This is a genomic window from Tenacibaculum amylolyticum, assembly GCF_964511145.1.
GTDB lineage: Bacteria > Bacteroidota > Bacteroidia > Flavobacteriales > Flavobacteriaceae > Polaribacter > Polaribacter amylolyticum.
Window position 1 is genome coordinate 122,358 of the sequence record NZ_CAZEFZ010000076.1, and the last position, 25,649, is coordinate 148,006.

A 25,649-nucleotide genomic window follows, 5' to 3' on the forward strand; every position below is an offset into this window, starting at 1 on the left:
CTTTAGTTTATATCGGTTCCTTCTCCTTTATAAAAAGGGAATACCATATTGGTTCTGCTATTAGTGGCTCTTATGATATACTCTATTTGTATCACTAGTTTTCCTTCTAAAGGGTCTGTTTCTGAAACATCAATTTGAATTACATCTATTCTTGGTTCGTGATATAAAATGGCTGTTTCTATCAATTCTTTGGTGTAGGTTATTAAGGTTCTATCTAGTTTTTCGAATAGTAATTCTTCTAGGTTGCAACCATAATCTGGTACCATAACTCGTTCTCCTAAACGTGTGCTTAATAAGATTTCTAAACTGCTTTTGATATCTTCTTCATCTGAAATCATAACTACTTCATTCAGATCTTCTGAAAACTCTGGAGGAAATCCCCAACCTATTCCTAAAAATGATTTTTTATGTTCCATTTTTTATCCTATTAAAACTGTGAATTCTCCTAAAACAATAGTTCCTCCGTGTGAAGTACTATCGCCCATTCTTGCAGCTGGCATCCCACCAATTAATACGGTTCCTGATCCAGCAACAATGGTATCTGGCGGACCTACACATGTTGCCATGTCGCCAACTCTTGCAGCTGGCAATCCTCCTATAAGTACAGTAGGTTCTCCTGCTGGTAAAATTGGTCCTCCTACATGAGGTACTACTCCTGTTACCATTGGACATACATGCATGTCTGTTACTCTTGCGGCTGGGTTTCCCATTTTTTTATTTTTTTAATAATTCTATTTCTTTTTGCTACTTCTCGACTGCGCTCTAAGTGATATTTCTTTTGTAGAAAACTTCTTTAGTCTCCGATGGATTCTTCGTTTTTCCCTTCGAGTTCCTTCGACATTGCTCAGGAGTCACTCAGGGAACACTCAGGATAACATGTATTTCGTTTTCCTTTTGTCATTCTGAACAGCGTGAAGAATCTGTCATTTAGAAAAATATTTACTCTTAACTAGAGATTCTTCGTTTTTCCCTTCGACGCAGCTCAGGGAACACTCAGGATGACATTTCTATCTCTTTGTCATTGCGAACAACGTGAAGCAATCTTTCACAATGAACAGATTCCTTCGCTGTCCCTTCGAGTGACCTCAGGAAACGCTAGGAATGACGTGCTTAATTAATCTGAACTAAAGAGCCTTTTAATACTGCTATGGCACTTGTAGAAACCTCTGCTCCTGCACTTCCTTCTGCTTTAAATTCTGCGTTGGCTTTTACACTTACATTGGTTCCTTCTATATTTACATCTCCAGAGGCTTTAATCGAAATATCTCCTGCACTTTCCATTGCGATTCCATCGCTGTTTATCACGATTGTATTGGAGTTATCGTCTTCTATTGTAATAGCTCCTTCGTCTTCGTCTAGTGATATTATTTTTCCTGCTGGTGTTTCTATTGTGATGATTTTTTTATCGTCATCAAACAATACTTTCATTTCACTTCTAGTGATGATTCCTTTTTCGTGATTGTCGTCTGTTGCTGTAATTGGTGATGGTTTTGCACTACTATGTAGCATTCCCAAAACAATAGCATCGTTAGGATCTTGATTTACAAAACCAACAATGACTTCATCTCCAATTTCTGGACGGAAAAAGATGGCTCTGTTTTCTCCTGCATCTGGTGATGCTACTCTACACCAAATTCCTTCTTCTTCGTTATTGATAATTGGGATTTGTACTAGAATTCTGTCTTCTCCGTCTGGATCTTCTTCCAGTTGAGATACAATTCCTACTTGTAATCCTTGAATTGCTGGTAATAATCCTGAAGCTGGTTTTGCAGAAATGTCAAAGGTTTCAGAAAACCATTTGGTATCTAAACCAAATTGCGCATTCGCTACCCAATTTCCTTCAGTAATAGTATGCTGTACACCTGTTACATATACATTTCCATTAAAGCGATCGCCTACACCTTCCAATTTTAGGATTGTGTTTGGTTTTACAGAAGGAATTCCTTGGAATTTTACTCTTCCTCTAACTTTTGCTAGTTGTTGAAATAGCCATTTTGCATCTGCCCAATCTTGTAATTCTGTATCTGTTACGACACCTCCATGTCTTAATTCTAAGCTGTCAAGACCAATTACTTTATTCAAATCGTCTGCAGATAAATTTCCATTTAATGAAACGCCTGGATCTTTACCTTCAACTTCTATTAATTCTTGATCGGCGTGATTCCAACCATACGCTGCTACTTTTTTTATTTGATGACGTGCATCAATCTCTGCATCAAAGTCTAACAATGATCCTCCAAAAGTTACCGTTTCAACTTCGGATTGTCCTGTATCTGGTTTTGCAATGGTTATTGTTCCATCATCTATAAAGCATAGCTTTCCATTAGCTTGTGCTCTTGAGATTAGAAAATCCCAATCGGAAGCGTTGTACTGTACTAATTCTGCATGTCTATGATTTGTGGATTCCACATCACTAGAAAGTCCATAAGTGCTAATAAGTTCTTCGAAAATATCACTGTCTGTACTTTCATAGAAATACTTACTCTTTCTTCCAATGGTCATTTTAACCGCTTCATCTCTGCACTCTACAATTAATTGTGCCGAATTTGAACGTATTCGTAAGTTATGTTTAATCACAATTCCTTTGAAAATTGTTTCTTCGTCAGAATGATATCCTGCTGTAATTTCAATTTTCTTTCCAGGAACCAACAACTCTTCATTACTTAATTTGAAATCACGTTCTGAAGCATCACCATCTATCAGCACAATTTGTGCTGTTGGTATTTTATTGACTTCTTTAGCCACCATTATATTTTTTACTCCGTATTTTTTTGAGAGTTCTTCTCCTTCAATAAGGATTTTAAAGGTGATTAAATCAGCACTTTTTGAGGTTTGTATGACTCCAGTGTTATTCATTTATGCGAACTTTTTTAATGGTGGAAAAAATATTTCTTGTCCTGGTGTTAATTTTCTAAACTGAGCTATGTTATTTGCTTTAGCTACTTCTAAATAGTATTTAGAATCTCCATAAATTCTATACGTCATTAATGGTAATGTGTCTCCTGCTTTTACAATTCTATAGTGCGTTAAATCTGGTGATTGGTTGTTTTCTCTAGCAACTCGTAAATCATCATCAATACTTCCTTTTAATTTTAACTTTGCAACAGCTCTAATAGGTGTACCATCTGGTGCAAATAATTTGTATTCTATAGACAGATCTACGAGAGAACCTTTGAATAATAAAGCTCCCCACTTTACCATTAAATAATGTGGTTTGTGCTTTTCTCCATCATATTCGAAAACAACTTTCTTAAACTTTTCTATTTGACTGATGATCCCGTCTTTTAAGTCAGGTTTTCCATCTATTGCTCCAGTGCTATCAAACAATAATTCTAAGTCTAGGTCTTGCGGTGCAATTTTGGCGAATTTTGCTTGCCAACCACTAGTTCCTTGTGCTTGATCTTTTTTATTGTATAAAGGTTTGTAAGCAACAGCATACTTTTCTGGGTTCACCATAGTAGTATACTCCCCATCGCCTACTTCATCTTTAAACTTTTCGTCTTTATACGCTTTAATTACCAGCTTTTTTAATTCTCCTTGACTCATTTTTTTTCAATTATCAGTGATCAATTATCAGTGATCAATTATCAGTGATCGGTGATCGGTGATCATTGGTAATTGTCAATTGATAACTGTTTGTATTATCGTTCTTTTTGTTGCTCCAAAATGTGCATTACCTCTTCAACACAGGCTTCAACAATAGCTTCCTGATCGGTGGTTTCTTCATTATCTGACCCTTTTGCTTCTGATTTCTCATCTACATTAATTCGGATGTGTAATTCTTTAATTGTAATTGGCATTTTAGGCTACTTTAAAATATTGATAGGTTAGTTCTAGTGTTTCTATAACTAGCTTGCTTTCTTCAGCATTAAAATCTCCTACATTCCATTTTACAGGATATGCATGTACAATGTTCCATGTTTGTAATGGCTCTTGATTCTCTCCTAAAAGTTTTACTGTGATATTTTTAGGTTCTATTTGAAAGTTTTCTACTGCTTTCTTACACCACTTAATAACTTCGGAATTGAGTAACATACCTCGTTTTAAAACCAGATTTGGAAATTTAGATCGTACCGGAATTTTATGTTTAAATCTATTTTCTCCACCTTCTGCAATTTCTTCAGTTTCGAGGTCTACAGAGAGCCCCGAAACTGATTGAAATGAGTGATCATCTTCTGAAGTAGAAAGACTTTCGAATTCTACTTTAAAACTGAAACCTACTGGTGGATAATAGCTAGCCATTATTTCATTATTACTTTTTCAACAACAAATTCAATAGACTCTATAGCTACTTCATTTCCATCTGATTTTAAAGTTGTTGGAGACACTTTTGTTGCATAAGCTCCTTGACATACCCAAGTTGCAGCTGGCTCTCCTTTTTCGTTTAATAAACTGATGGTTAAATCTCCTCTAAACTTTTCACCTTCTTCTTGGAAGTAAACTGTTTTCCACCACTTTTCGTAAAATTCTTTACTCGTAGTTGTAAACGTTCCTCTTTTAAGGGTTACATTACCATATTCAAATAATCCGGGTTGTTTTGATTTATGATATTCTTTATCTGATCCCCCTCTATATTCTATTACTTTGTTATCTAAGCTTAATCCTGATATTTCTGTACAGTTGTACTTTGCCTCTCCGTGTTCTGCTGTAAAGGAAAAACTTGGAAGTGGATAAAATTCTGCCATGATTTCTATATTTTTTTATTGGTTAAATTTTGTATTGCTATTAATTATGCTTCTTGCATTTTATGAGAGAATTTCAGAATGATAAATTCTGCTGGGCGAACTACAGCCATTCCTATTTCTATAATCATATTACCTTCTAAAATATCTTGAGCGGTCATTGTTTCTCCTAAACCTACACTTACATAAAATGCTTTTTCTGGTGTTGGTCCTGCTAATGCACCTGCTCTCCATTGTTGTGTTAAGAAATTATCTACCATGGCTTTTACACGTACCCATGTATTTTTGTTATTTGGTTCAAAAACAAATTGTTCTGTTGCTTTCTTAATTGACTCTTCTGCCATGTTAAAGAAGCGTCTTACAGAAACATACCTCCATTCATTATCGTTTCCTGCTAATGTTCTTGCTCCCCATACTAAATTTCCTTTTCCTGCAAAAGCACGAATTGCATTAACAGATTTCCCGGCTACGGTATCTACATTTAAGTCTTTTTGATCGTCGTGAGAAATTTGTACTGTTGGCTCAATTACATAGTTTAGGCTTACATTTGCTGGAGCTTTCCAAACACCTCTATCTGCATCTACTTTTGCATAAATTCCTGCCATAGTACTACTTGGCGGTAATGGTAATGGCATGGCATCTATTTCTGCTAATATTTGATGATACGTTGCGTTGTCTAATTGCTCTATAGAAGCTAAATCTCTTCCGTGTAATTCTCCATTATTTGTATCTAATGCAATATTTTCTAAGATATTTACTGTAGCAGGATCGTCTATAATAGCAGTACGTAAAGTTCCGAAAGTACTCACAACGTTATCGAAAATACTATTGCTACCTGCTGCAGGAAGTGGTGAAGCAATTGCTGCTGCTGTTACTAACTTTTCAACTTCTTTTAGAATGTTTGACGAATTCTTATGAATAAGATTCTCAATTTTTGTTGTACTGTTATCGTCTATCGCTTTTTGTAAGCTATTTGCAAGTTTTTCTAGTGCTGTATTTACAGTTTCTACTTCATTACTTCCGCTCTTGAATGCGTTATTGAAGGCTGTTAATTGTGCCTGAATATCTGCAATATCTGCTGCTGTACCTGCTTCATCTTGTAAAGCACTAATTGCTGCATTTGCTTCTTTATTTGCTGATTTTTTTAAGTCTAATACTTCATCAACATCTGCAATTAATTGCTTTACCTTATCTACTAAAGTTTGTGGTTTTGGCACATCAAAATTTGGTACATTACTCGCTGGGGTTCCCGATCCATTTAAGTTTAAATCGCTGCTTCCATATAAGTAATTATATACATCTGCTAGGCTTCCAGAGAAATTAGGTCCTGGTGTAGCATTAATTACAGTATTTACTTTTCCTGCTATTGTTGTATTAATAGTATTCAGTTGGTCTGTAATTAAGTTTTGTGCAGCTGGATTATCTCTATTAATGTGTGTAATTGTGATATCCTCGTTACTGGTTCTATAATTTAAGATTGTATTGATATATGGGAAATATGCCGCTCCATATTTGATTTCATTTTTAATAGAACTGATTCCGCTTCTAAATGCTTCAACAGGCTTTTTACTATCATACTCTTTGTCTGAATAAGTATCTAGAATTGTAAATCTGTCTTGTAACTTTTCGCATTGTGCCAATGCCTTGTTGTATAATCCGTAAAAATCGGCATCTACATTTAACGAAGTAGCATCAGGAAAAATTAACAACGTTGGTTCATCTACCTTAGCTACTTCGGTTAAACCTCCTACTAAGTCTTCGTCTTCGTCTCCTAAAAGTACTGGTGTTGCAGAGTTTTTTTGAATTGCTCCTGCGTAAGTATTTACTGCAACAATGTAACATGGTCCTCCTCCATTAGCAAAATACATTTGCAAATTGTAATACATTTTAAATGGGGATGGTTTTGATGGTGGTGTTACTAAAATATCTCTATTAGGTACACCTCCTACTTTTGTATCTGTAATTTTTACGCCAATAGACGTTTCTTTATCTGCAAAACCAAAAATTTGCTCGTATTCTAACATTGAAGTAATACGTGTTGGTTTCATAATAAGATCGTTGTCTTCCTTTTTCTTGGCTGTTTCAGTATATCCGATAAAGGCCGGAATCGCTGTTTCTACTTGAGCTACAGAAGGTGGAAATTTTACTATTTCTTCTACGTAAACTCCTGGTGTTTTGTAAGCTGACATAATTATTAATTTTAATTTTTGTTATATGAATATTTCTGAATAGTAGTCTTGTTGTTCTTTAGTGATACTTTCTACTGTGGGATTAGGTAAAAAGATTGTATTGCCTGGTTGAGGAGTTACATCCGTCTTTTTTATTTCTACACGTCCGTTTTTTGTTAATGGATACTGAGTGTTGGTTATCATTTTCACTCCTGTAGAAGATTGGTTATAACGCCAAAATGTTTTCCTGTTTTCTAAATAAATTTGAAAGTCTGGAGCAGTTTTTAAAACGCATTGTGCCGGTATATCAAAGTTTCCAGTAACTCCATTTTTCACCAATACATTTTCCGTAACATTAGTGTTATTTACTCCTGATATTTTAACTTGTAACACTCCTATAATTCCTCGACTTTTAAGCAATTGTATTCTTCCATTAAGACTATTTATAATTTCCTCTTCTGCCGTGTTTAATGGTATGTTGTTTGTTATTTTTGTTTCTATAGCCGCAATTTCTACAGTATCTATGTTCGCAATTGTTACTTGTTTAGGAGTTGCTGCTCGACTCTCTTCTTCTTTTTCTAAAGTGTGTACTAATTCTCTTGATTCTTTTTCAGTTATTAAGAAAGAATTCCATGTTTTAATTACTGTATTTGCATCGAAAATATTGGTGGCACTTGACGTAGTATTAGATAAGTAATACAATTGATCCTTTCTTCGATCAATGATATCTGTATAATGTTCAAAATAAGTATCGGAAACCTTAATATAAAAAGTTAGTATAAGATCACCCGACAATTTAATTAACGGACTGTATCGTTCTACCGCTACATTATTCTCTTCTGCAATTTCTTTAGAAGAGCTGGCCAATACTGTAATTCCTTTGGAATGCTTTCTTACTAATAGTCTATGATTTTTAAGAATCTCAAGTGTATTTGTATTTGGTACTATTTCCATAGCATCACTACTCAAATACTGTTTAATAGCTTCTTCTTTTTCCGTAACACTTAATGCATCATTTGCATTTGCTGTATGGTATTTTTTCTCACCTAAGTCCAAAAAATACGCGTGTAATAGATTGATATTGAAAAGTGTCTTGTATACCATTAGTTATTAATATTTGAATTTCTACTTAACTCTGATATAACTGTACCCTCTTTGGCTACAACATCTCTTTCTATTTCTAACAATGTTATTTTATAGAGTACAGATGGGTTTTGTTTTCCCCCCAAGGTTCCCCAAATAAAATTTAACTCTTCAAAAGTTGGTGTAAATAACTCTGTTATAAACTGAAAGCTTTTTATATTTTCTGATCCATCTATGTTATCATAGTTTGTATTTGCATGTGTAAATACTTTTTTACCTTGAAAAAATGCAATTACTTTCGTAAGACTTTTTAGCGATTCTGTGTATGTTGATTTATTAATGCTAAAAAGCACAAATAGGTTTAAGTAAATTTTTGGATTTTTATAAGTAACTGAAGTACCATTTATATAATTATTAGGTACGTTTTTTAATGTAAATTCCTCTTTAAGATTGATGAGTGACAATGAGATATCTGGAAAACTTCCAGGAGAATTTCCTTCTGCATTTGCATCTGCTATATTTGCCAATGCAACTGTGTTTTCATTTAGATAATCATTCAATTCATCTGTAATGATTTGTAGTATTTCATAAATCATTCTTGTAGTAGTTTTATTTGGTTTGATTAAGGAACACTTCAAAACTACTTTGACATCTAAGATTTTTTCGCAATAAAAAAACGGTTTCGGTATATGTACTTTTCCTTAATTTTAAATAGGTGTTTTTGGAAGTAAAAAAGGGAAAAACACCTTAAAGAATATATTGAAGAATTTGTAGCTTATAGCAGTACAATGAAGTGATTTGTTTTTATACCGAATACTCTGCATTAAATCTACTTGTTTCTTTAGACAAGGCACTGAAGTGCCTTGGTGTTGTAACTCTTTTAAAACATAATTTAAAACAATCCTTGAAGAAAGTTGGAAAGAAACGAAGTAATTAACTTTTATTCTAAATCATTTTCTGCTAAAAATATACTTGCTACTTTTTACAAGGCACTGAAGTGCCTTGGTATTGTAATTCTCTGAAAACATAATCTAAAATGCTCCTTGAAAGGAATCAAAAAGAAAACCAATTAGTTAGCTTTTATTCTAAATCATTTTCTACTAAAAATACATATGCTGCTTTTTGCAAGGCACTGAAGTACCTTGGCATTAAATTTATTTTGAATATTATTAACATTAAAGTAGTAATCTAATTCAGGTTTATGAATCTATAAAAGAAACTAAAATGCTCTTCTCGTTAATATTCAAACAATTCATTTTTAAATAGATTTTTATACCGACCTTTGCCGCTAATTTTTATAAATCATTACTCCAATGAATACAAGAGTTTTGGCACTTATTGCGGTATCTATTGTTACTATTATTTATGGAGTTACATTTACTGTAGCTAAAGAAGTAATGCCGCATTATGTAAAACCTTTTGGCTTTATTTTATTACGTGTTTTTTCGGCTATGCTAATATTTTGGCTGATTAGCTTATTTATTAAAAATGATAAAATAGAAAAAGGGGATTATAAAATTATTGCATTGTCTGCTTTCTTCGGAATTGCTTTAAACATGCTTACTTTTTTCAAAGGACTCAATTATACTACACCCATTAGTGCTTCAGTAATGATGGTTACTTCACCTATTCTAGTACTTATTTTTTCTAGTATTTTAATTAAAGAGCGTCCAACACTTACCAAGATAATAGGAGTAGTTATTGGATTAATTGGTGCAGTAGTATTAATTGCATATGGAAGTTCTGGTTCTGGTAATGCTAAAAATATGATGTTAGGTAATTTTCTAGTATTTATTAATGCTGCTTCTTATGGAATGTATTTGGTTATTGTTAAGAAAGTAGTAGCTAAATATAAACCTGTTACTTTCATCCGATGGTTATATTTATTCGGTTTCTTATTTGTATTGCCTTTTGGTTTTTCTGAGTTTTCAGAAATTCAATGGCAAATCATTCCAACATCGGGATATTTAAGAATTGGATTTGTAATTGTTTTTGCCTCTTGTATTACTTATCTTTTTAATTTATTTGCACTTTCTAAATTAAAACCAACTACTGTTAGTGTATTTATTTATTTACAACCTGTAGTAGCAAGTATTTATGCTTTACTTGTAGGTAGTGATCATTTAAATACCATAAAAATATTAGCTAGTATTCTCATATTTATTGGTGTATATCTCGTTTCTAAACAAAGTCCACAGCGTATACACAAATAATGTATCTTTACACCTTATTAAAATTCAGGTATGATTCAATCTATGACTGGTTACGGGAAATCCGTATTACAATTACCAACAAAGAAAGTTACCATTGAAGTTCGATCTTTAAATAGTAAAAACTTAGATATTAATACGCGTATTCCTTCTTTTTACAAAGAGAAAGAATTAACTATTAGAAAAAAGTTAGCAACTGCATTGGTAAGAGGAAAAGTTGATTTTTCTATCTATGTAGAAATGACTGCTGATGAAACTTCAACTACAGTAAATAAAGGTGTGGTAAGAGAATACATGAACCAATTAAGAAATGTGGTTCAAACGGGTTCTTCTGATGATGTTGAGTTATTAGGTATGGCAATTAAAATGCCAGATGCTTTAAAAACTGAACGTGAGGAATTAGATGATAATGAGTGGGCAGAAATAGAAAAGCATATTACTATTGCTTTAAAAGAGATTGTACAATATAGAACAGATGAAGCTGCTTCTTTAGAAGAAGATTTTAAACAGCGTATTGCTAATATTAAAAGTTGTTTAGAGCAGGTACGTGAAATGGATGGTGAGCGCATTGAAAATGTAAAACAACGTATAGGTAAAGCTTTAGATGAATTAAAGGTTGAAGTAGACGAAAACCGTTTTGAGCAAGAGTTGATTTACTATTTAGAGAAATTAGATATTAATGAAGAGAAAGTTCGTTTGGCCAATCACTTAGATTACTTTTTACAAGCCTTAGCTAGTGACGATTCTAATGGAAAAAAGCTTGGATTCATTGTACAAGAAATAGGTAGAGAAATTAATACTACAGGATCTAAAGCAAATTATGCTCCATTGCAAAAAGTGGTGATTCAAATGAAAGACGAATTAGAGAAAATTAAAGAACAGATATTAAACGTATTATAATGACGAAAGATTTTAAAGGAAAATTATTTGTATTCTCTGCTCCTTCGGGCTCTGGTAAAACCACTATTGTTCGTCATTTACTTGCTAAAGAGCGTTTTAATTTAGCTTTTTCAATTTCAGCCACTTCTCGCGAAGCTAGAGGTGAGGAAAAGGATGGGATTGATTACTATTTTTTATCTCGTGATGAATTCATTCAAAAGATAAAAAACAGCGAATTTTTAGAGTGGGAAGAAGTATACAGAGATAACTTCTATGGTACTTTAAAAACAGAAGTTGAGCGTATATGGTCTCAAGGAAAACATGTTATTTTTGATATTGATGTAGCTGGAGGGTTACGAATTAAGAAAAAGTTTCCTGAAGAAACCTTAGCTGTATTTGTAAAACCGCCTAGTATCGACGAATTAAAAATTCGTTTAAAGAAGAGGAAGACAGAAAGCGAGGATAAAATCAACATGAGAATTGCTAAAGCTTCTGTTGAATTAGCAACTGCTCCTCAATTTGATAAAATCATAAAAAATTATGATTTAGAAGTCGCTTTACAAGAAGCCGAAGATTTAGTAGATGCCTTCTTAGGTTTAAAATGTACTAAGGAAGAGTAATACATGAAGAAAGTAGGTTTATACTTTGGCACATTCAATCCTATACATATAGGACATCTTATTATTGCCAATCATATGGTAGAACATTCTAATTTAGATGAAATCTGGATGGTTGTAACACCTCATAATCCCTTTAAGAAAAAAAGCTCGTTGTTAGATAATCATCATCGATTAGAAATGGTATATAGAGCAACGGAAGATTATGATAAGATTGCTCCATCTGATATAGAATTTAAACTACCACAACCTAATTATACTGTACATACTTTAGCACATATTTCTGAAAAATATCCTTCTTATAATTTTAGCTTAATTATGGGAGAAGACAATTTAAAAAGTCTTCATAAGTGGAAAAATTACGAGGCTATTTTAGCAGATCATATGGTATATGTATATCCAAGAATATCTGAAGGAACCGTAGAAACACAGTTTGATAATCATCCTAAAATACAGCGTGTAAATGCGCCTATTGTTGAGATTTCTTCTACGATGATACGTAATGCAATTAAAGAAGAAAAAAATGTAACACCTTTACTTTCTAGTCCGGTATGGAAATATATAGACGAGATGAATTTCTATAAAAAATAGTCTTCCTATTTTTTCGTTGTATATTTGGTAACCCAAACCTAGTATTCGTGGCAAAATCTAAGAAAAAACCTAGTAAGTTAAAACAAAAACTAACCGATAAATATCGTTTAGTTGTTTTAAATGAAGATACTTTTCAAGAACGTTTTTCTTTAAAGTTATCTCGTTTAAACGTGTTTGTTTTTGGTGGTATCTTTTCCATATTACTTATTACACTTACCGTATTCTTAATTGCATTTACTTCTCTTAAAGAATATATTCCAGGATATTCTTCTACAGAATTAAAGAAAAAAGCAACAAGACTTACCTACCAAGCAGATTCTTTAAAAATGAAGATTGCTGTTTTAGAAAAGTTTACACAAGCAATTAGACCTGTTTTAACTGGAGAAATTGAACCAGAAGCGATTGATTCTATACAAAATGAAGTAACTCAAACTACTACTATAGATTACGATAAATTATCTGCAACACAACAAGATTTAAAGTTTCGTGAAGAAATAGAAAGTAAAGACCGATATGCATTATCTGCTGGGACTGAAAACAAAGCAAAAATTGTCTTTTTTGCACCTATAACAGGAAATGTAACACAGTCTTTTAATTCTGCTAATAAACATTTTGCCATAGATATTGTAGCTAAAGTAGGAACTCCTGTAAAAGCAATTGCAGATGGAACTGTAATTTTAGCCGCTTGGAATGTAGAAACAGGTTATACAATTACCATTCAACATACCAACGATTACGTTTCTGTATACAAACACAACGGAGAGCTTTTAAAGCAACAAGGAGATTTTGTAAAATCGGGGGAAGTAATTGCAACTGTTGGTTCTACTGGAGAATTAACTACAGGACCGCATTTACATTTCGAATTATGGAACAACGGTTATCCTTTAAATCCTACAAATTACATTAATTTTGAATAAACTGTGGACAAGATTAATAAGTAACCAAATACAACAACAGTTATACAAATCAGCTATTCAACAAAATAGTTAAACATCATTAGAAATATATGTCTTTAAAATCTTTTTTAGCAATTCCTTTTGCAAAACTAGCAGTAAAGAAAGTTAGAAAATGGGCAAACAATCCAATACAAACTCAAGAAAAAGTATTTCAACATTTAATTACAGAAGGTTGTAAAACTGCTTTTGGTAAAGAGCATGATTTTGTTTCGATTAACTCATACGAGGATTTTAAAAAACGTATTCCTGTAAATGATTATGAAGGTTTACGATCTTATGTAGACAGGATTGTTGCTGGCGAAGAAAATGTACTTTGGAAAGGAAAACCTATTTACTTTGCTAAAACTTCTGGAACGACTTCTGGAGCAAAATATATTCCTATTACAAAAGAATCGATGCCAACGCATATTACCTCGGCTCGAAACGCTTTGTTATTTTATATTAATGAAACCAAGGATGCTTCTTTTGTAAATGGAAAAATGATTTTTTTACAAGGAAGTCCAATTTTAGAAGATAAAAACGGCATAAAATTAGGACGATTAAGTGGTATTGTTGCACATTATGTTCCTGGTTATTTACTAAAAAACAGACTGCCTAGTTGGGAAACAAATTGTATTGAAGATTGGGATACTAAAGTAGATAAAGTTGTAGAAGAAACATTACCAGAAAACATGACGGTAATTAGTGGAATTCCTTCTTGGGTGCAAATGTATTTTGAAAAACTTATTGAGAAAACAGGAAAAACCATTACTGAAATCTTTCCAAACTTTAATTTCTTTATTTATGGTGGTGTTAACTTTGAGCCTTATAAAAATAAGTTTGAAGCTTTAATTGGAAAGAAGATAGACTATATTGAGTTATATCCAGCATCGGAAGGTTTTATTGCTTTTCAAGACTCTCAGAAGGAAAAAGGAATGCTTTTACAATTAGATTCCGGAATCTTTTATGAGTTTATTCCTGCTACTGAATTCTTCGATGAAAACCCTACACGTATTTCTTTAAAAGATGTTCAATTAGGAGTTAACTACGTCATCATTTTAAACACTACTGCTGGACTTTGGGGGTATAATATTGGAGATACTGTTGAGTTCACTTCTTTGAAGCCTTATCGTATAAAAGTTACAGGTAGAATTAAACACTTTATTTCAGCTTTTGGTGAACATGTTATTGGAAAAGAGGTAGAAAAAGCCTTAAACGATGCTATTGTAGGAACTTCTGTAAATGTAAGTGAATTTACGGTTGCTCCACAAGTAAATCCAGAAAGTGGATTACCTTATCATGAATGGTTCATCGAATTTGAAAATGAGCCTGAAAACCTTGAAGAAATGGCTTCTAAAATAGATGCTTCTATGCAAGAACAGAATATCTATTATCAGGATTTAATTGAAGGAAAAATATTGCGTCCGCTTATTATAAGAAAAGTTAAAAAAGGAGGTTTTCATGAGTATATGAAATCTATAGGGAAGTTTGGTGGACAAAATAAAATTCCGCAACTCTCTGATAACAGAAAAATTGCGGATGTTTTACAAGGTTTTTTAGTTTCATAAGAACTAAAAAATTATTATTGCTTTATTCTTAAACTGGTTTTGCGTAGAAATCTTCTAATGAATTTGTGTACAAATAATCATCTAAAGTTGCTTTCCAAAAATCTATCTTAGTAGGATTCTTACTTCCTTTTGGAACTAACATTAAGTTTCCTTTATCTAAAACTGTATAGTTTTTTTCATTTGTATCATCGAGATGTCTTTGGTCTAAACTCACATCAAAGTGATACAGGTAATCGTACACAAACTCAACATATTCTCTTTTAGAAACCTCTCCTAAACTACTCATCACCAACCCATCATAATCTTTATTTATTGCATCTTGTAATTCTACGGCATTTAAAGGAATAGTATTTAAAACTGGCATTACATTGAACTGACCATCTAAAAATATCCATTTTTGTAATTCGTCTGAATATACCTCTGTTGCTACATGTCCTGGAGAACTTTTTCTATCTTCAACATCTTTTGATTTTAAATAAATTGTTCTAGCTTTAAACCCGGCATTTTCTAATTGTGATTTTAAAACAATACCATAGGCAAAACATGGAAAACCTTTTCCTTCTTTTGCTTCATTTAAAATAGTGATTGCATCCGATTTACTTGGAGAAACATTACCATTATGTTTCCACCTACTATTTGTCCAGTTTAATACACTTAAAATTTTCTCTATATCCGACTTTTTCCCTTCCACAGTAGATACAATCGGGTATTTCTCTGCTAAAGTTTTTAAATACGAACTTGTTTCTTTGTTTGAATACTTAATTGCCATATTAGGATAAGAGCGTTTAGGAGTAAATGCAATCGTATCTAAATGCGTAAATTCTCCTTGTATAATTGTATGTGCATATCCTGAATCTTTCAACTTTACATAAAAATCGTACGATTTACCTCCTTCTACCAAGAAAGAAATACTATCAATATCTGTTCGAAAGAAAAAAGGATCTTTCGTCTGAATGCATGGTACTTTTATAGTATCTATAGGAGCCTTAGGGTCTATTTTCCAAACTCCTTTAAATAATCTATTTCCAAATTCAATATCCGCAAGTGTATCATTTGCTTTTACAACGGGGAAACCTTTATAAGTCTTCGTATTTGTATTACACGATAGTAAACAAATTATACCTACCAGCGCTAAAAGTAGTTTTTTCATAACAGTCTGTTTTTATTTTATTAGACTCCACAATGTATAAAATCTATTGGAAAGTATAAAAAAATCCGCAACTCTCAGTAAAAGAAAATTGCGAATACTTTAATAACTTCTAATCGTAAATCTACTGAACTACTTTTTCTTTTGTTGTCCTAAGAAGTTTTCTAAAAGTTCTTTATTCTTTACATATGATAGTTTTCCAACTGCCATATGGTATTTCGGTTTATCAGATGTAAACTTATATGCCATTTTAGCGAACTCAAGTCTAGAACCATCTAAATTAAAAACGCCCATTAACTCAACAACTTGTTGTGTATTGATGCATTTCTTTAATAAATATTCATGAGCCATTTCTACAGGTTTTCCTCCTGCATTCATTTCTTTTTCTATATCCTTTTTTAATGTAGAAAAATCACTATAGCTTAATTCACAAGGCTTTGTTGTTTCTTCTGTAGTTGAAGTTGAAGTCTCACTTCCGTTTTGAGTTTCACTCTCTTCTTTTACTTCTTCCTTAAAAGTTGTGCTTTTAATATCAATCTTCTTTATTTTTATAGTTTCAATATTTAAAACTGAAATTGCATTCTTCCAATCGATATTTAATTCACTTCCATCTGGAGCTACATTTATAGAGAATGTATACGATTTTCCTGAAAAAATGATGTCTCCTTTTTTAGTAATAGTTGGTTTCCCTCCATTCACTTTAATTTTTGTAAGATCAATTTTACCTAATGTGTTTTGCTTTCCATTATAAGTACACTTTACTTGTACATAACTTCTTTTTGGATATACATTATACTCTGTTATTTTAAATGTAAAATCCCCTAAAGATTGTACTGCTTTTTCTGCAACTACCAATTTCTCTGTTTTTACAGACTTCCCAGGAAACTTTGCATAACGTACTCCATTCATTTGTACGTAAAATCTATCGGCTGCTCCTTTTACAGGTGCTTTTACTCTAAACTGATTGTATATTGTTTTACTCTTACCTGATTTTATAATATACTCTCCTTTAGTTGGTTTTATTTCTCCTTTATTTTGAAGAAGGTTTGTGTTTTCACGGTTGATAATTAAAATTCCATCATCTGTGTTCTTTACTTTATAATTAATAAAGTAACTAGATTTTGTTGCTTTTACTTTAGAGAAAGTAAATGTTGCTTGCTTTGTAGTAATAGATTTAGGCATATTATATGCCACATTTTGTGAATACATTGCGCTTGAAATCGCAATAAAGAATAACGTAAGTACTGTTTTTTTCATGTATATAATTATTGAGGATTACACAGTTTTCAAAAACTATACCATTTAATTTTTTAAAAACTTGCGGCAAATATACTAATATGAAAAAGACATGTTTTTAATATATGTTTATATAAAACAAAAAAACATTGATCATTAATCCTATATAACATCAATTTAACTAAATAAAACTGAGGTTTTACTCAATTTGAATTTGAGTTTTTTCTCTAATCTACTAGATTTGAATAAATCATTTCTTATTTACTATTTTTAACTCTTAAATCAATAAAAAACTATGAAAAAACGCATCCATTTTTTAGTAATATTCTTTTTTCTTGTAGGATTTTCAGAATTGGTAATTTCTCAAAACACCTATGAATTGATTTTCTCTAATTGTACAGAAAACAGCAGTGATTTACCTTACTCTGAATTAGAATTAAAAAATATTCATATCTATGATTTAAAAACAGGTACGAAGATTAAAAAACTTAAAGAAATTCGTTGGAACTCATACTCGTTCAAAACCAATAGTTTCAAAATAAAAGTTAGCTATAAAAATATTTTCAACCAACCCTTAGACACTATTATAACAATCTCTCCTAACGAAAAAAAGTATACTATTTGCAATGACAAACTACTAGACAACAATATAGTAAGCACTATTGAAAAAAGTATTAAACTCAGAAAGAAATGGTCATTAAATTATCAATCTACGGGTTGTTTCCATTGGGATAATGAGCTTATAGAGTTAACCTATAAAAAAGATAAAATCTATCTTGTTTATAAAGTCAAAGGTGAAAAAAGTCAAAAAATTCTACTTAATAAAGACAAAATAAAAGCTTTAATTTCCTTTGAAAAACAATTAAAATTAATGAATAAGCCTAATGGTGGATGTACTACTGTAGATTCTTATGATATAAAATCTAGCTTTGAAAATTATAGGATACAAGATAGTTCTTGCGTATGGAACGGATATCATTATTTAAAAGAAACTTTAGGACTTAAATAACTTCTATATAAACAAAGACATCATTTTAAATTATGATGTCTTTTTATGTACTCTCTTATTTTACTGTTTCCTTAGAAAAATATTTCCGCTTATCGTTTTTAAGTCTAAAGAAGCCAATCCATTTTTTACAGTACCATAAATTTTACTTCCCATATGGAATTTTTCTTTGTTCTTATCAAAATCGATATCTAAATCTGAATATACAGCACCTGTTAATGTTTCCGCTTTAAATTTAGCATCTGAAACGGCTACATCAATATCACCACTAATTGTTTTTAGTTTCATGTTTTTTGAATGCTTTTTCACAGTAATATTTCCACTAATTAAATCTAAGGTTAAATTCCCAGTATAGCTTAAAGCGTCTACATTTCCAGAAATACTTTTCACTTTTAGTTGCATATTTTTAGGAACATAAATTGTATAGTTTACATACATTTCATAGTTATTATAACAATCACCTTTCTTTGACTTTGAATATTCGATTTTACGTTTCTCAAAGTAATCTCCGTAGTCTGATTTAATAATGTATGTATCTCCTAATTTATCTTCTTTTAACGAAAAATATTTATTGTCTTTATTATTATTCAAATTAGGAATTGCTTCTACAGAGATTTCGTTTTTATTCCAGTTTTTTATCTCTATATTCTTGGCAAATTTCACTTCTACACTTACATTTTCAATGCCATTTGCCTTGTGATTTTTCACTACTTTTTCCTGAGCTATTAGGTTACAATTAAGCAATAGTAATCCTATGATTAAGAATGTTCTTATCATGATATTTTGTTTTTTAGTTATGTGTTATTGGTTGTTTACTTCTTACGCAGGTATATATTACCCATGTGAGATCGTAGCTTGATTTTCACGCCTCCGTTATTCAACTTACTTGTAATTTTCTTTAATCCGCTTACATTTTTAAGTCCTTTTTTAGAAGCTGGTTGGATATCAAAATTGCTATATACAGTTCCGTTTGTATCTAAGTCTAAATTCGCTTTGGTTCCTGCTGGTATTGTTACATCTATTTCTCCTACTGCGGTAGAAATAGTTATTGGTGCTGTTTGATTTACTTTTGAAAAGTTAATATTAATAGGTCCTGTGCTTGAGTGTGCTGTTATAGGTCCAGTAACATCTTGCATTGTAATACGGCCCGTATTTGTATTTACTTCTACTTCGGAAGTAAACCCATCTATTTTAGCTGTTCCTAAAGTTCCTGTGTCTACACTAATTGAAAGGTTTTTAGGTAGCATAATAGTAACACCTCTTCTTTGATAAAATGATTTTAAATCTTTTACTATTAAAACAGATCCTTCTTTTACTATTGAAAAACCAAATCCGTTTGTATTGTCTCTTCCTCCAGCATAAATTGGTGTTAAACCTTTCGTTTTTTCTTTAAATGATTTATCATGATTATGATGTTGTCCTTGACTGTGATGTTCAGGATACTCCTCACACTCATCACAATCGTCTTTAGCTTCTTTAATGTAATCTTTAAGGATTAATTCATTTGAATTCCCAGCTACAATTTTAACTCCCGCTTCTGTAGTTATTTGTACTTTTTTTATACCCGAAAGCGACTCTTTATGTTCTTTGTTTTGTGCAGTGAGTATTCCACTTATAAATAATAATATGATACTTATTTTTTTCATGATGGTATTCTTTTATAATAGATTTGCGATATTATATCGTAATTCTTGTTTAACGTAATTAGGTGTTTCTTCTTTTTCTAGTAGTTTTTTCATAGGTTCTAGTGCCTTTTTTTCTTGGATTTTAGCTAAAATTTGAATCAATTCAATTTGTAATGTTGGTTGTTTTTCTGTCTCTAATGCTTTTATTAATGCTCCTCTTACTTTTTCTAAAGATGAAAATCTTGTCAGTGCTTCTGCTGCAGCCATACGCACATTTACATTTTTATCATTGAACAATTTTTGAATTAATGCATCAATTATTTTTGTGTCAGTTTCTGTGAATTGTTCTGTTTCTTCTACTGCCATAATTCGTTTACTTGCAGATTGATTTTCTAAAAGCGCCAGTATGGCTCTTTCTTCTTTCATTTTTGGAGATACTTTATTAGACTCTCTTCCAATTAAAAAAGCGCCAATTACTATAACAATACTCGCTGCAATTCTTATGTATGTGCTCCAATCTGTTTTAGATTGTAACGGAATTACTTTGGTAGCTTCCTTTTGGATTTCTTCAGTTAAAACTGCTTCAAAACGTTCTTTTAAATTATTGCTAGGTAATTCTTCTTTTACATCATAGATCAATCCTAAAAACTGCTTTGTTTCTGCTAATTCTTGTGCACAAGTTTTACATGAAGCTATATGTTCTTCAATAATTAATTTTTCTTCTACTGTTACCTCTTCTGAGAGGTATGCTATATATAAATCTTGAATCTCTTTACACTTCATACTTCATTCATTTTATTTAGCCTTTGTACTTACCGGTTGAAAATAAATATCTTTCAACTTCTTTAAAGCTCTGTGCATTTTTACTTTTACGGCATTTTCAGAACTTCCAATAATCTCTGCTATTTGTTCGTATTTTATTTCTTGGAATCGATGCATTACAATCAATTCTCGATCTGTTTTATTTAACTTTAATAATGATTTTTGTAAGTGTTCCAACTCATCTTCGTTTCCTTCAGTAATTAATACTTCTCCTGAGCTTACTAAATCATCTTCTATTACTGTAGCTCTCTCTTTTTTTTGTTTTTGATAATAACTTGAGAAAATATTTCTTGCTACAGTATAAATCCAAGAGGCGAAATTTCCATTTTTATAAGACGTCCTATACTTTAAAATTTTTATAAAAACCTCCTGAGTTAAATCTTCACTAATCGCACTGTTTTGCAACATTTTATTGAAGAAATTATAGATTCGAATATGATATCTATCGAATAGTATAGAGAGTTTTTTTAACTCTCCATTAGCTACTGCTAACATTAATTCTTCATCGCTTAAATGTTTCAACGTACGCGTTTGTTTTGATTAGTTTCTATTATTAAAACCTTTGTTTTTTTGAAAGGTTACACCTCTGCATAAAAATTTCTTGTTTTTTTATGAAATACGTTATTATGAAACGTTTCTTGAATACAATCGAAAGGAAGCTCAAATAATTTTTCTGTAATAAAAAGAGATTGCCACAAAAACTTTATTTCATTTCGTTTTTTCGCAATGACTTTCTATTTATGAGTTTTTTCACAATAAAATTACACTAATAAAATATTATAAAAATAACTATATCTTAAGCCAAGATATTCTTTTTCTTCTTTTCTAAATAGCTTTTTTCGAGTTGATTGGTTACTTTTTCTAATGCAGTATCTATAGATTTAATAGCTTCTGATTTCTTTCCCATTGCAGCATAATAGTCTGATTTTGCACTGTAATATAAATACGAGCGTTGTTCTAAATCATTCGGATTAATTTTATCAAAGTAAAAACTTGCTTTTATATAATTATTAAGCTGCAAACATACTACCGCCATTGTTAGCAAATGAGAAGGCATTGGTTGTAATTCGTATAAACATTCATACCAGTATAAAATCTTTTCCCAATCTGTATCTCTAAAATTCGCTGCTTTTAAGTGTTCTGAAGCGATTGCTGCTTCGTAATGGTAACATGAAAATTCATCTAAATCCACAGCTTTACTCATCATTACATTTCCTAATTGAATTAAAGGAAAGTGCCATTTAGATCGATCTTGATTTTTTAAATCTAGAACTTCGTTATCTATATTAATTTTGGTATCTAATCTCGCAGCATGAAAACACATGAGTGCAAATAGTGCATAACTCGCAGCTACTGAAGTGTGTTTGTTTTTTATGAGTAATTTACACAAACGCATGGCTTCTCCACATAAATCTTTTCGAACTAAAATCTCTTTTCTATTGGAATGAAAACCTTCATTAAAAATAAGGTACAAAACTTCTAACACACTTTCTATTCGAGTTGGGAGTTCTTTTCCTTGCGGAATACTAAATGTTATATCTGACTTTTGAATGTATTTTCGTGCTCTTACTAGTCTCTTTTTTACTGTTTCTTCTTTCAGTAATAATGCAGAAGCAATTTCTTTACTACTAAATCCTGCAACAGTTTTTAGCGCAAAAGCAATGCGGTCTTTTGGTTGTAATTGAGGGTGACATGCCGTAAAAATCATACGTAACTGCGCATCTTCTATTTCTGAGTCTAAAAATAAATCGTGAATTGCTATAGCATCTATTCCTGTAGAAAAATTAGGTACTTGTTTCTTTTCAGATTGTAGTTTTCTGAAGATATCTAAAACACGATTTTTAGCTGCTTTTGTAAGCCATGCTTCTGGATTTTCTGGAATTTGATTACGCCAACTAATACTGGCTTTTATAAAAGTATCTTGAACAGCATCTTCTACAATTTCGAGGTTTGATAATCCAAAAATCCGTGTTAAAACAGCAACCATCTTTCCGCTATGATGGCGAAAAAGATGGTCTATAAGTTTTGTTTGCATTAGTTGTCGAAAACCATAATTTCTCTAATCTCAACAGTACCACCTAAATCATAGTCTGGAAAATCTTGTGCGATTTCCTGTACTGCATCAAAATCTTTGGCTTCTACTAAGTAATATCCACCAACAATTTCTTTTACTTCAGCCGAACTTACATCTGAAACAGTACGGTTTTTACCAACAATTCTTCTAATTTGAGGTGTTAAAGCGTTTCCTCCTCTTAAATAACCTGCTTCTTGCATTTTATCATTCCAAGCAAACCATTTTCCCATTCTACTTTGCATTTCTTCTGGAGAAAGTCCTAAATCGGTATAATCTGCACCGATAAAAATCATCATGAATTCTTTCATTTTATTCAAATTTTAAGTTTATAACTCTATGACGTTTGCAAAGTGTATAAAGGGGACACTTTTTTGAAAAAATTTATTTTTTCTCTAATTCCAATACTTTTAAGATCATTTTATCATCCAAATGATTTAGTCTATACAAACCTTGATCATTGAACAACTCTCTAGCAATACTTGTTTTTAGAAACTTACGTAATTGATCTTTTGTTCTTGCTGAAGTGCTAATGTCTTTTAATTGATTTAAAAACTCATCAGAAACTTTATTGTCTTTATCAAAATCTTTAATAAAATCATCAATAGACATTCCTGCTAATTTCTTTCTATTATTATCTACATAACGGAAAGCAAAATCGTTTAAATATCCAAAGTAGTATGGAGAAATATAGGTTGTTGTATCTATAGCCACAAAAACATCTGGGATAATTCCTCCACCTCCATATACTATTTTTCCTTTTGGTGTTGTGTATTTTAAACTATCTATAGTTTTAATACTATCTCTATTAAACAACTCTCCATTTCTATAACGTTGTTGTACTTCATCTCCATAAAAACTAGAAGTTTCATCTTCGGCTTCTCCTTTAGGTTTATATGGTTTTTGAATAGATCTTCCTGTTGGAGTGTAATAACGAGCTGTCGTTAATCGTACCGCAGATCCGTCTCCTAAATCCATTTCTTCTTGTACCAACCCTTTTCCAAAAGAACGTCTACCAATAATAGTTCCTTTGTCATTATCTTGTAAAGCACCAGCTACAATTTCAGAAGCAGAAGCAGAGTTTTCATCGATTAATACATACAAACCTCCATTTTCAAAATCTCCTTCGTCTGTTGCAAAAGATTCTATAATTTCTCCACCATTATTCTTGGTAAAAACAATTAGTTTTTCGTCTTCTAAAAATTCATCTACAATTTTATTAGCAATATCTATATATCCACCACCATTGCCTCTTAAATCTAATACCAAATCTGTCATGCCTAAACCTAACAAATCAGTAATTGCTTCTTTAAATTCTTTATAAGTATTACGTGCAAAACGATCTAGTTTGATATAACCAATACTATCATTTAACATGTAAGCTACATCTACACTTTTTATATTTACTTTTCCTCTCGTAACAGCTACATTAAACAAACTGTCGTTAGACTTTCGGTATACTTGTAAATCTACTTTTGTATCTGGTTTCCCTTTTAATTTCTTTAAAATATCACCATTTCTAACATTCTTACCATATAAAGTATCTGAGTTTGCAATAAGAATTCGATCACCAGATTTAATTCCTTTTTTAATACTTGGTCCCCCTTTTATTGGATGTACTACCGTAATTGTATCGCCAATCATTCTGAATTGCACTCCAATTCCAACAAAATTACCTTGCATATTTTCGGTAACTGCTTGTAAATTCTCTTTAGGAATATATACAGAATGTGGATCTAATTTTGTGAGCATTTCTGCAATTGCTCCATCTAACAATTCATCTGTATTTACATCGTCTACATAATCTTGTTGTATGAAATTTATAAGACGTTTAATTTTTTGTTCATTGGCCGATCCTTTGCTCAAAACATTTGATCTTCCATTAAAAAAAACTCCTATTAAAACTCCAAAAGCTACTGCAATAGCAAAAAATATGGGTAAGTTATTCTTGTTCATTCGGTAAATAAATCAATTCTACTCCTGCTTTCTTTAAAAATTCTAAACCACTGGTATCCTTATATTCATTAGAATATACTACTCTCTTAATTCCTGATTGGTGAATTAACTTGCTACATTGTTGACATGGAGAAAGTGTAATATATAAAGTTGCTCCTTCACAAGACTGTGTAGAACCTGCTACTTTTAAAATAGCATTTGCTTCTGCATGCAATACATACCATTTCGTATATCCTTCCTCATCTTCACAAATATTTTCAAATCCTGTTGGTGTTCCGTTATATCCATCAGAAATAATCATCCTATCTTTTACAATTATAGCTCCAACTTGTTTACGAGTACAGTGAGATAACTTTCCCCATTCACGAGCCATTTTTAAATAGGTCTTTGCGTATTTTAATTCTTTTGCTGTTAAAGACATAGAAAGCTAAAATAAAGAGATTTTACTGTTAAAGAAGTTAATAATTTACCAAAAAACACGATTCAACATCATTTGAATAGCGAATCCTATAACAATAGAAGATACTACTAAAATCCAGTCGCGTCTGTTAACACCAAAAACAGACTGCACCACACCTCCAACTAATAAGATTAATAACACAATAATTACCTGAGCAGCCTCTACTCCTAGAGCAAACTCTAATAATGGCATTAATTTGCTTTCACTTTTTCCAATCATCATTTTAAAATAATTAGAAAAGCCTAATCCGTGTATTAATCCAAAAAACAGTGCAAAAAATAAGTTCTGATTATCTTTTCCTACAGATGCTTTTCTCGCTGTTAATACATTCATTAATCCTGTAATAAAAATGGTTAACGGAATTAAAAACTCTACTAAGTCGGCTCTTACTTTTAAAATATTATAAGCAGATAGAGCTAACGTGATAGAATGTCCGATAGTGAATAGTGTAATTAACCATAAAACTTTTTTCCATTGTTTGAATTGGTATACTACTGCTAATACAATTAGGAATAAAATATGATCGTAGGCATTTAAATCAAGTACATGAAATAAGCCCATTTTAAAGTACAGAATAAAGTCGTTCATATAGA

General features: G+C 31.5%; 28 protein-coding genes. 7 read left to right on the forward strand and 21 right to left on the reverse strand.

Going from position 1 to position 25,649, the window contains the following annotated elements; all coding sequences use genetic code 11:
* Window positions 1-2: 2 nt before the first annotated feature.
* The 10 genes from ACKTTC_RS18410 to ACKTTC_RS18455 all read right to left on the reverse strand — a co-directional run bounded on the left by ACKTTC_RS18410 (window position 3) and on the right by ACKTTC_RS18455 (window position 8,529).
* Window positions 3-416, reverse strand: a complete 414-nt coding sequence (locus ACKTTC_RS18410) for a GPW/gp25 family protein (protein ID WP_408041331.1) — start codon at window positions 414-416, stop codon at window positions 3-5.
* A 3-nt stretch (window positions 417-419) separates the two neighbouring features.
* Window positions 420-710, reverse strand: coding sequence for a PAAR domain-containing protein (locus ACKTTC_RS18415; protein WP_408041332.1), 291 nt, complete (start codon window positions 708-710; stop codon window positions 420-422).
* Window positions 711-1,110: 400 nt separating this feature from the next.
* On the reverse strand, window positions 1,111-2,856 hold the full coding sequence (gene vgrG / locus ACKTTC_RS18420; RefSeq protein ID WP_408041333.1) for a type VI secretion system tip protein VgrG: 1,746 nt from the start codon (window positions 2,854-2,856) through the stop codon (window positions 1,111-1,113).
* Window positions 2,857-3,546 (reverse strand): CIS tube protein, encoded by a 690-nt coding sequence (locus ACKTTC_RS18425; RefSeq protein ID WP_408041334.1) that lies wholly within the window; start codon window positions 3,544-3,546, stop codon window positions 2,857-2,859.
* Between the two features lie 95 nt (window positions 3,547-3,641).
* Complete coding sequence (locus tag ACKTTC_RS18430) at window positions 3,642-3,800, reverse strand: DUF5908 family protein (RefSeq protein WP_408041335.1); 159 nt, start codon at window positions 3,798-3,800, stop codon at window positions 3,642-3,644.
* Between the two features lies 1 nt (window position 3,801).
* The gene (locus ACKTTC_RS18435; protein ID WP_408041336.1) at window positions 3,802-4,242 is read right to left on the reverse strand and encodes a phage tail protein; all 441 of its coding nucleotides are present in this window, start codon (window positions 4,240-4,242) and stop codon (window positions 3,802-3,804) included.
* Window positions 4,242-4,685: a phage tail protein gene (locus ACKTTC_RS18440; protein WP_408041337.1), complete on the reverse strand. Its 444-nt coding sequence runs from the start codon at window positions 4,683-4,685 to the stop codon at window positions 4,242-4,244. Before ACKTTC_RS18440 ends, ACKTTC_RS18435 begins: the two co-directional genes overlap by 1 nt.
* 44 nt (window positions 4,686-4,729) lie before the next feature.
* On the reverse strand, window positions 4,730-6,871 hold the full coding sequence (locus tag ACKTTC_RS18445) for a phage tail sheath C-terminal domain-containing protein (RefSeq protein ID WP_408041338.1): 2,142 nt from the start codon (window positions 6,869-6,871) through the stop codon (window positions 4,730-4,732).
* A 21-nt stretch (window positions 6,872-6,892) separates the two neighbouring features.
* The gene (locus ACKTTC_RS18450) at window positions 6,893-7,954 is read right to left on the reverse strand and encodes a hypothetical protein (protein WP_408041339.1); all 1,062 of its coding nucleotides are present in this window, start codon (window positions 7,952-7,954) and stop codon (window positions 6,893-6,895) included.
* Window positions 7,954-8,529: a DUF4255 domain-containing protein gene (locus ACKTTC_RS18455; protein ID WP_408041340.1), complete on the reverse strand. Its 576-nt coding sequence runs from the start codon at window positions 8,527-8,529 to the stop codon at window positions 7,954-7,956. The genes ACKTTC_RS18450 and ACKTTC_RS18455 overlap by 1 nt, the downstream gene beginning before the upstream one ends.
* 717 nt (window positions 8,530-9,246) lie before the next feature.
* Between ACKTTC_RS18455 and ACKTTC_RS18460 the strand changes: the two genes are divergently transcribed.
* From ACKTTC_RS18460 to ACKTTC_RS18485, 6 genes are all read left to right on the forward strand, one after another.
* A complete protein-coding gene (locus tag ACKTTC_RS18460) occupies window positions 9,247-10,146 on the forward strand; it encodes a DMT family transporter (protein ID WP_408041341.1) in 900 nt (299 codons plus the stop codon).
* Between the two features lie 30 nt (window positions 10,147-10,176).
* On the forward strand, window positions 10,177-11,043 hold the full coding sequence (locus ACKTTC_RS18465; RefSeq protein ID WP_408041342.1) for a YicC/YloC family endoribonuclease: 867 nt from the start codon (window positions 10,177-10,179) through the stop codon (window positions 11,041-11,043).
* Window positions 11,043-11,642, forward strand: a complete 600-nt coding sequence (gene gmk / locus ACKTTC_RS18470; protein WP_408041343.1) for a guanylate kinase — start codon at window positions 11,043-11,045, stop codon at window positions 11,640-11,642. Before ACKTTC_RS18465 ends, gmk begins: the two co-directional genes overlap by 1 nt.
* 3 nt (window positions 11,643-11,645) lie before the next feature.
* Window positions 11,646-12,230 carry a nicotinate (nicotinamide) nucleotide adenylyltransferase gene (gene nadD, locus ACKTTC_RS18475; RefSeq protein WP_408041344.1) on the forward strand — a complete coding sequence of 195 codons (585 nt, stop codon included), beginning with the start codon at window positions 11,646-11,648 and terminating at the stop codon, window positions 12,228-12,230.
* 47 nt (window positions 12,231-12,277) lie between these two features.
* Window positions 12,278-13,147, forward strand: a complete 870-nt coding sequence (locus ACKTTC_RS18480) for a M23 family metallopeptidase (RefSeq protein ID WP_408041345.1) — start codon at window positions 12,278-12,280, stop codon at window positions 13,145-13,147.
* 89 nt (window positions 13,148-13,236) lie between these two features.
* A complete protein-coding gene (locus ACKTTC_RS18485) occupies window positions 13,237-14,733 on the forward strand; it encodes a GH3 auxin-responsive promoter family protein (RefSeq protein ID WP_408041346.1) in 1,497 nt (498 codons plus the stop codon).
* 28 nt (window positions 14,734-14,761) lie between these two features.
* Here ACKTTC_RS18485 and ACKTTC_RS18490 read toward each other — a convergent pair whose 3' ends face one another.
* Together ACKTTC_RS18490 and ACKTTC_RS18495 are read right to left on the reverse strand one after the other, a co-directional pair.
* The gene (locus ACKTTC_RS18490) at window positions 14,762-15,883 is read right to left on the reverse strand and encodes a transglutaminase domain-containing protein (protein ID WP_408041347.1); all 1,122 of its coding nucleotides are present in this window, start codon (window positions 15,881-15,883) and stop codon (window positions 14,762-14,764) included.
* 129 nt (window positions 15,884-16,012) lie between these two features.
* Window positions 16,013-17,137 carry a DUF4476 domain-containing protein gene (locus tag ACKTTC_RS18495; RefSeq protein WP_408041348.1) on the reverse strand — a complete coding sequence of 375 codons (1,125 nt, stop codon included), beginning with the start codon at window positions 17,135-17,137 and terminating at the stop codon, window positions 16,013-16,015.
* Between the two features lie 274 nt (window positions 17,138-17,411).
* On the opposite strand from ACKTTC_RS18495, the gene ACKTTC_RS18500 reads away from it, so the two are divergent.
* Window positions 17,412-18,125 carry a hypothetical protein gene (locus tag ACKTTC_RS18500; protein ID WP_408041349.1) on the forward strand — a complete coding sequence of 238 codons (714 nt, stop codon included), beginning with the start codon at window positions 17,412-17,414 and terminating at the stop codon, window positions 18,123-18,125.
* Window positions 18,126-18,185: 60 nt separating this feature from the next.
* On the opposite strand, the gene ACKTTC_RS18505 is transcribed toward ACKTTC_RS18500, so the two are convergent.
* The 9 genes from ACKTTC_RS18505 to ACKTTC_RS18545 form a co-directional block, all read right to left on the reverse strand.
* Window positions 18,186-18,899: a DUF4097 family beta strand repeat-containing protein gene (locus ACKTTC_RS18505; RefSeq protein ID WP_408041350.1), complete on the reverse strand. Its 714-nt coding sequence runs from the start codon at window positions 18,897-18,899 to the stop codon at window positions 18,186-18,188.
* Between the two features lie 35 nt (window positions 18,900-18,934).
* Entirely contained in the window at window positions 18,935-19,768 is an 834-nt protein-coding gene (locus tag ACKTTC_RS18510) for a DUF4097 family beta strand repeat-containing protein (protein WP_408041351.1), read from the reverse strand.
* Between the two features lie 12 nt (window positions 19,769-19,780).
* Window positions 19,781-20,530 (reverse strand): HEAT repeat domain-containing protein, encoded by a 750-nt coding sequence (locus ACKTTC_RS18515; RefSeq protein ID WP_408041352.1) that lies wholly within the window; start codon window positions 20,528-20,530, stop codon window positions 19,781-19,783.
* 12 nt (window positions 20,531-20,542) lie between these two features.
* On the reverse strand, window positions 20,543-21,091 hold the full coding sequence (locus ACKTTC_RS18520) for an RNA polymerase sigma factor (RefSeq protein ID WP_408041353.1): 549 nt from the start codon (window positions 21,089-21,091) through the stop codon (window positions 20,543-20,545).
* Between the two features lie 274 nt (window positions 21,092-21,365).
* Window positions 21,366-22,604, reverse strand: a complete 1,239-nt coding sequence (locus tag ACKTTC_RS18525) for an RNA polymerase sigma factor (protein WP_408041354.1) — start codon at window positions 22,602-22,604, stop codon at window positions 21,366-21,368.
* On the reverse strand, window positions 22,604-22,951 hold the full coding sequence (locus ACKTTC_RS18530) for a YciI family protein (protein WP_408041355.1): 348 nt from the start codon (window positions 22,949-22,951) through the stop codon (window positions 22,604-22,606). The genes ACKTTC_RS18525 and ACKTTC_RS18530 overlap by 1 nt, the downstream gene beginning before the upstream one ends.
* A gap of 73 nt (window positions 22,952-23,024) precedes the next feature.
* Window positions 23,025-24,596, reverse strand: a complete 1,572-nt coding sequence (locus ACKTTC_RS18535; protein WP_408041356.1) for a S41 family peptidase — start codon at window positions 24,594-24,596, stop codon at window positions 23,025-23,027.
* Window positions 24,583-25,017: a deoxycytidylate deaminase gene (locus ACKTTC_RS18540; RefSeq protein ID WP_408041357.1), complete on the reverse strand. Its 435-nt coding sequence runs from the start codon at window positions 25,015-25,017 to the stop codon at window positions 24,583-24,585. The genes ACKTTC_RS18535 and ACKTTC_RS18540 overlap by 14 nt, the downstream gene beginning before the upstream one ends.
* A 45-nt stretch (window positions 25,018-25,062) precedes the next feature.
* Window positions 25,063-25,644, reverse strand: coding sequence for a HupE/UreJ family protein (locus ACKTTC_RS18545; protein ID WP_408041358.1), 582 nt, complete (start codon window positions 25,642-25,644; stop codon window positions 25,063-25,065).
* Between the last annotated feature and the right edge of the window lie 5 nt (window positions 25,645-25,649).

Coding starts and splice junctions, on each gene's coding strand:
- ACKTTC_RS18410 (WP_408041331.1), bottom strand. CDS start 416: ATGGAACATAAAAAATCATTTTTAGGAATAGGTTGGGGATTTCCTCCA.
- ACKTTC_RS18415 (WP_408041332.1), bottom strand. CDS start 710: ATGGGAAACCCAGCCGCAAGAGTAACAGACATGCATGTATGTCCAATG.
- vgrG (WP_408041333.1), bottom strand. CDS start 2,856: ATGAATAACACTGGAGTCATACAAACCTCAAAAAGTGCTGATTTAATC.
- ACKTTC_RS18425 (WP_408041334.1), bottom strand. CDS start 3,546: ATGAGTCAAGGAGAATTAAAAAAGCTGGTAATTAAAGCGTATAAAGAC.
- ACKTTC_RS18430 (WP_408041335.1), bottom strand. CDS start 3,800: ATGCCAATTACAATTAAAGAATTACACATCCGAATTAATGTAGATGAG.
- ACKTTC_RS18435 (WP_408041336.1), bottom strand. CDS start 4,242: ATGGCTAGCTATTATCCACCAGTAGGTTTCAGTTTTAAAGTAGAATTC.
- ACKTTC_RS18440 (WP_408041337.1), bottom strand. CDS start 4,685: ATGGCAGAATTTTATCCACTTCCAAGTTTTTCCTTTACAGCAGAACAC.
- ACKTTC_RS18445 (WP_408041338.1), bottom strand. CDS start 6,871: ATGTCAGCTTACAAAACACCAGGAGTTTACGTAGAAGAAATAGTAAAA.
- ACKTTC_RS18450 (WP_408041339.1), bottom strand. CDS start 7,954: ATGGTATACAAGACACTTTTCAATATCAATCTATTACACGCGTATTTT.
- ACKTTC_RS18455 (WP_408041340.1), bottom strand. CDS start 8,529: ATGATTTATGAAATACTACAAATCATTACAGATGAATTGAATGATTAT.
- ACKTTC_RS18460 (WP_408041341.1), top strand. CDS start 9,247: ATGAATACAAGAGTTTTGGCACTTATTGCGGTATCTATTGTTACTATT.
- ACKTTC_RS18465 (WP_408041342.1), top strand. CDS start 10,177: ATGATTCAATCTATGACTGGTTACGGGAAATCCGTATTACAATTACCA.
- gmk (WP_408041343.1), top strand. CDS start 11,043: ATGACGAAAGATTTTAAAGGAAAATTATTTGTATTCTCTGCTCCTTCG.
- nadD (WP_408041344.1), top strand. CDS start 11,646: ATGAAGAAAGTAGGTTTATACTTTGGCACATTCAATCCTATACATATA.
- ACKTTC_RS18485 (WP_408041346.1), top strand. CDS start 13,237: ATGTCTTTAAAATCTTTTTTAGCAATTCCTTTTGCAAAACTAGCAGTA.
- ACKTTC_RS18490 (WP_408041347.1), bottom strand. CDS start 15,883: ATGAAAAAACTACTTTTAGCGCTGGTAGGTATAATTTGTTTACTATCG.
- ACKTTC_RS18495 (WP_408041348.1), bottom strand. CDS start 17,137: ATGAAAAAAACAGTACTTACGTTATTCTTTATTGCGATTTCAAGCGCA.
- ACKTTC_RS18500 (WP_408041349.1), top strand. CDS start 17,412: ATGAAAAAACGCATCCATTTTTTAGTAATATTCTTTTTTCTTGTAGGA.
- ACKTTC_RS18505 (WP_408041350.1), bottom strand. CDS start 18,899: ATGATAAGAACATTCTTAATCATAGGATTACTATTGCTTAATTGTAAC.
- ACKTTC_RS18510 (WP_408041351.1), bottom strand. CDS start 19,768: ATGAAAAAAATAAGTATCATATTATTATTTATAAGTGGAATACTCACT.
- ACKTTC_RS18515 (WP_408041352.1), bottom strand. CDS start 20,530: ATGAAGTGTAAAGAGATTCAAGATTTATATATAGCATACCTCTCAGAA.
- ACKTTC_RS18525 (WP_408041354.1), bottom strand. CDS start 22,604: ATGCAAACAAAACTTATAGACCATCTTTTTCGCCATCATAGCGGAAAG.
- ACKTTC_RS18530 (WP_408041355.1), bottom strand. CDS start 22,951: ATGAAAGAATTCATGATGATTTTTATCGGTGCAGATTATACCGATTTA.
- ACKTTC_RS18535 (WP_408041356.1), bottom strand. CDS start 24,596: ATGAACAAGAATAACTTACCCATATTTTTTGCTATTGCAGTAGCTTTT.
- ACKTTC_RS18540 (WP_408041357.1), bottom strand. CDS start 25,017: ATGTCTTTAACAGCAAAAGAATTAAAATACGCAAAGACCTATTTAAAA.
- ACKTTC_RS18545 (WP_408041358.1), bottom strand. CDS start 25,644: ATGAACGACTTTATTCTGTACTTTAAAATGGGCTTATTTCATGTACTT.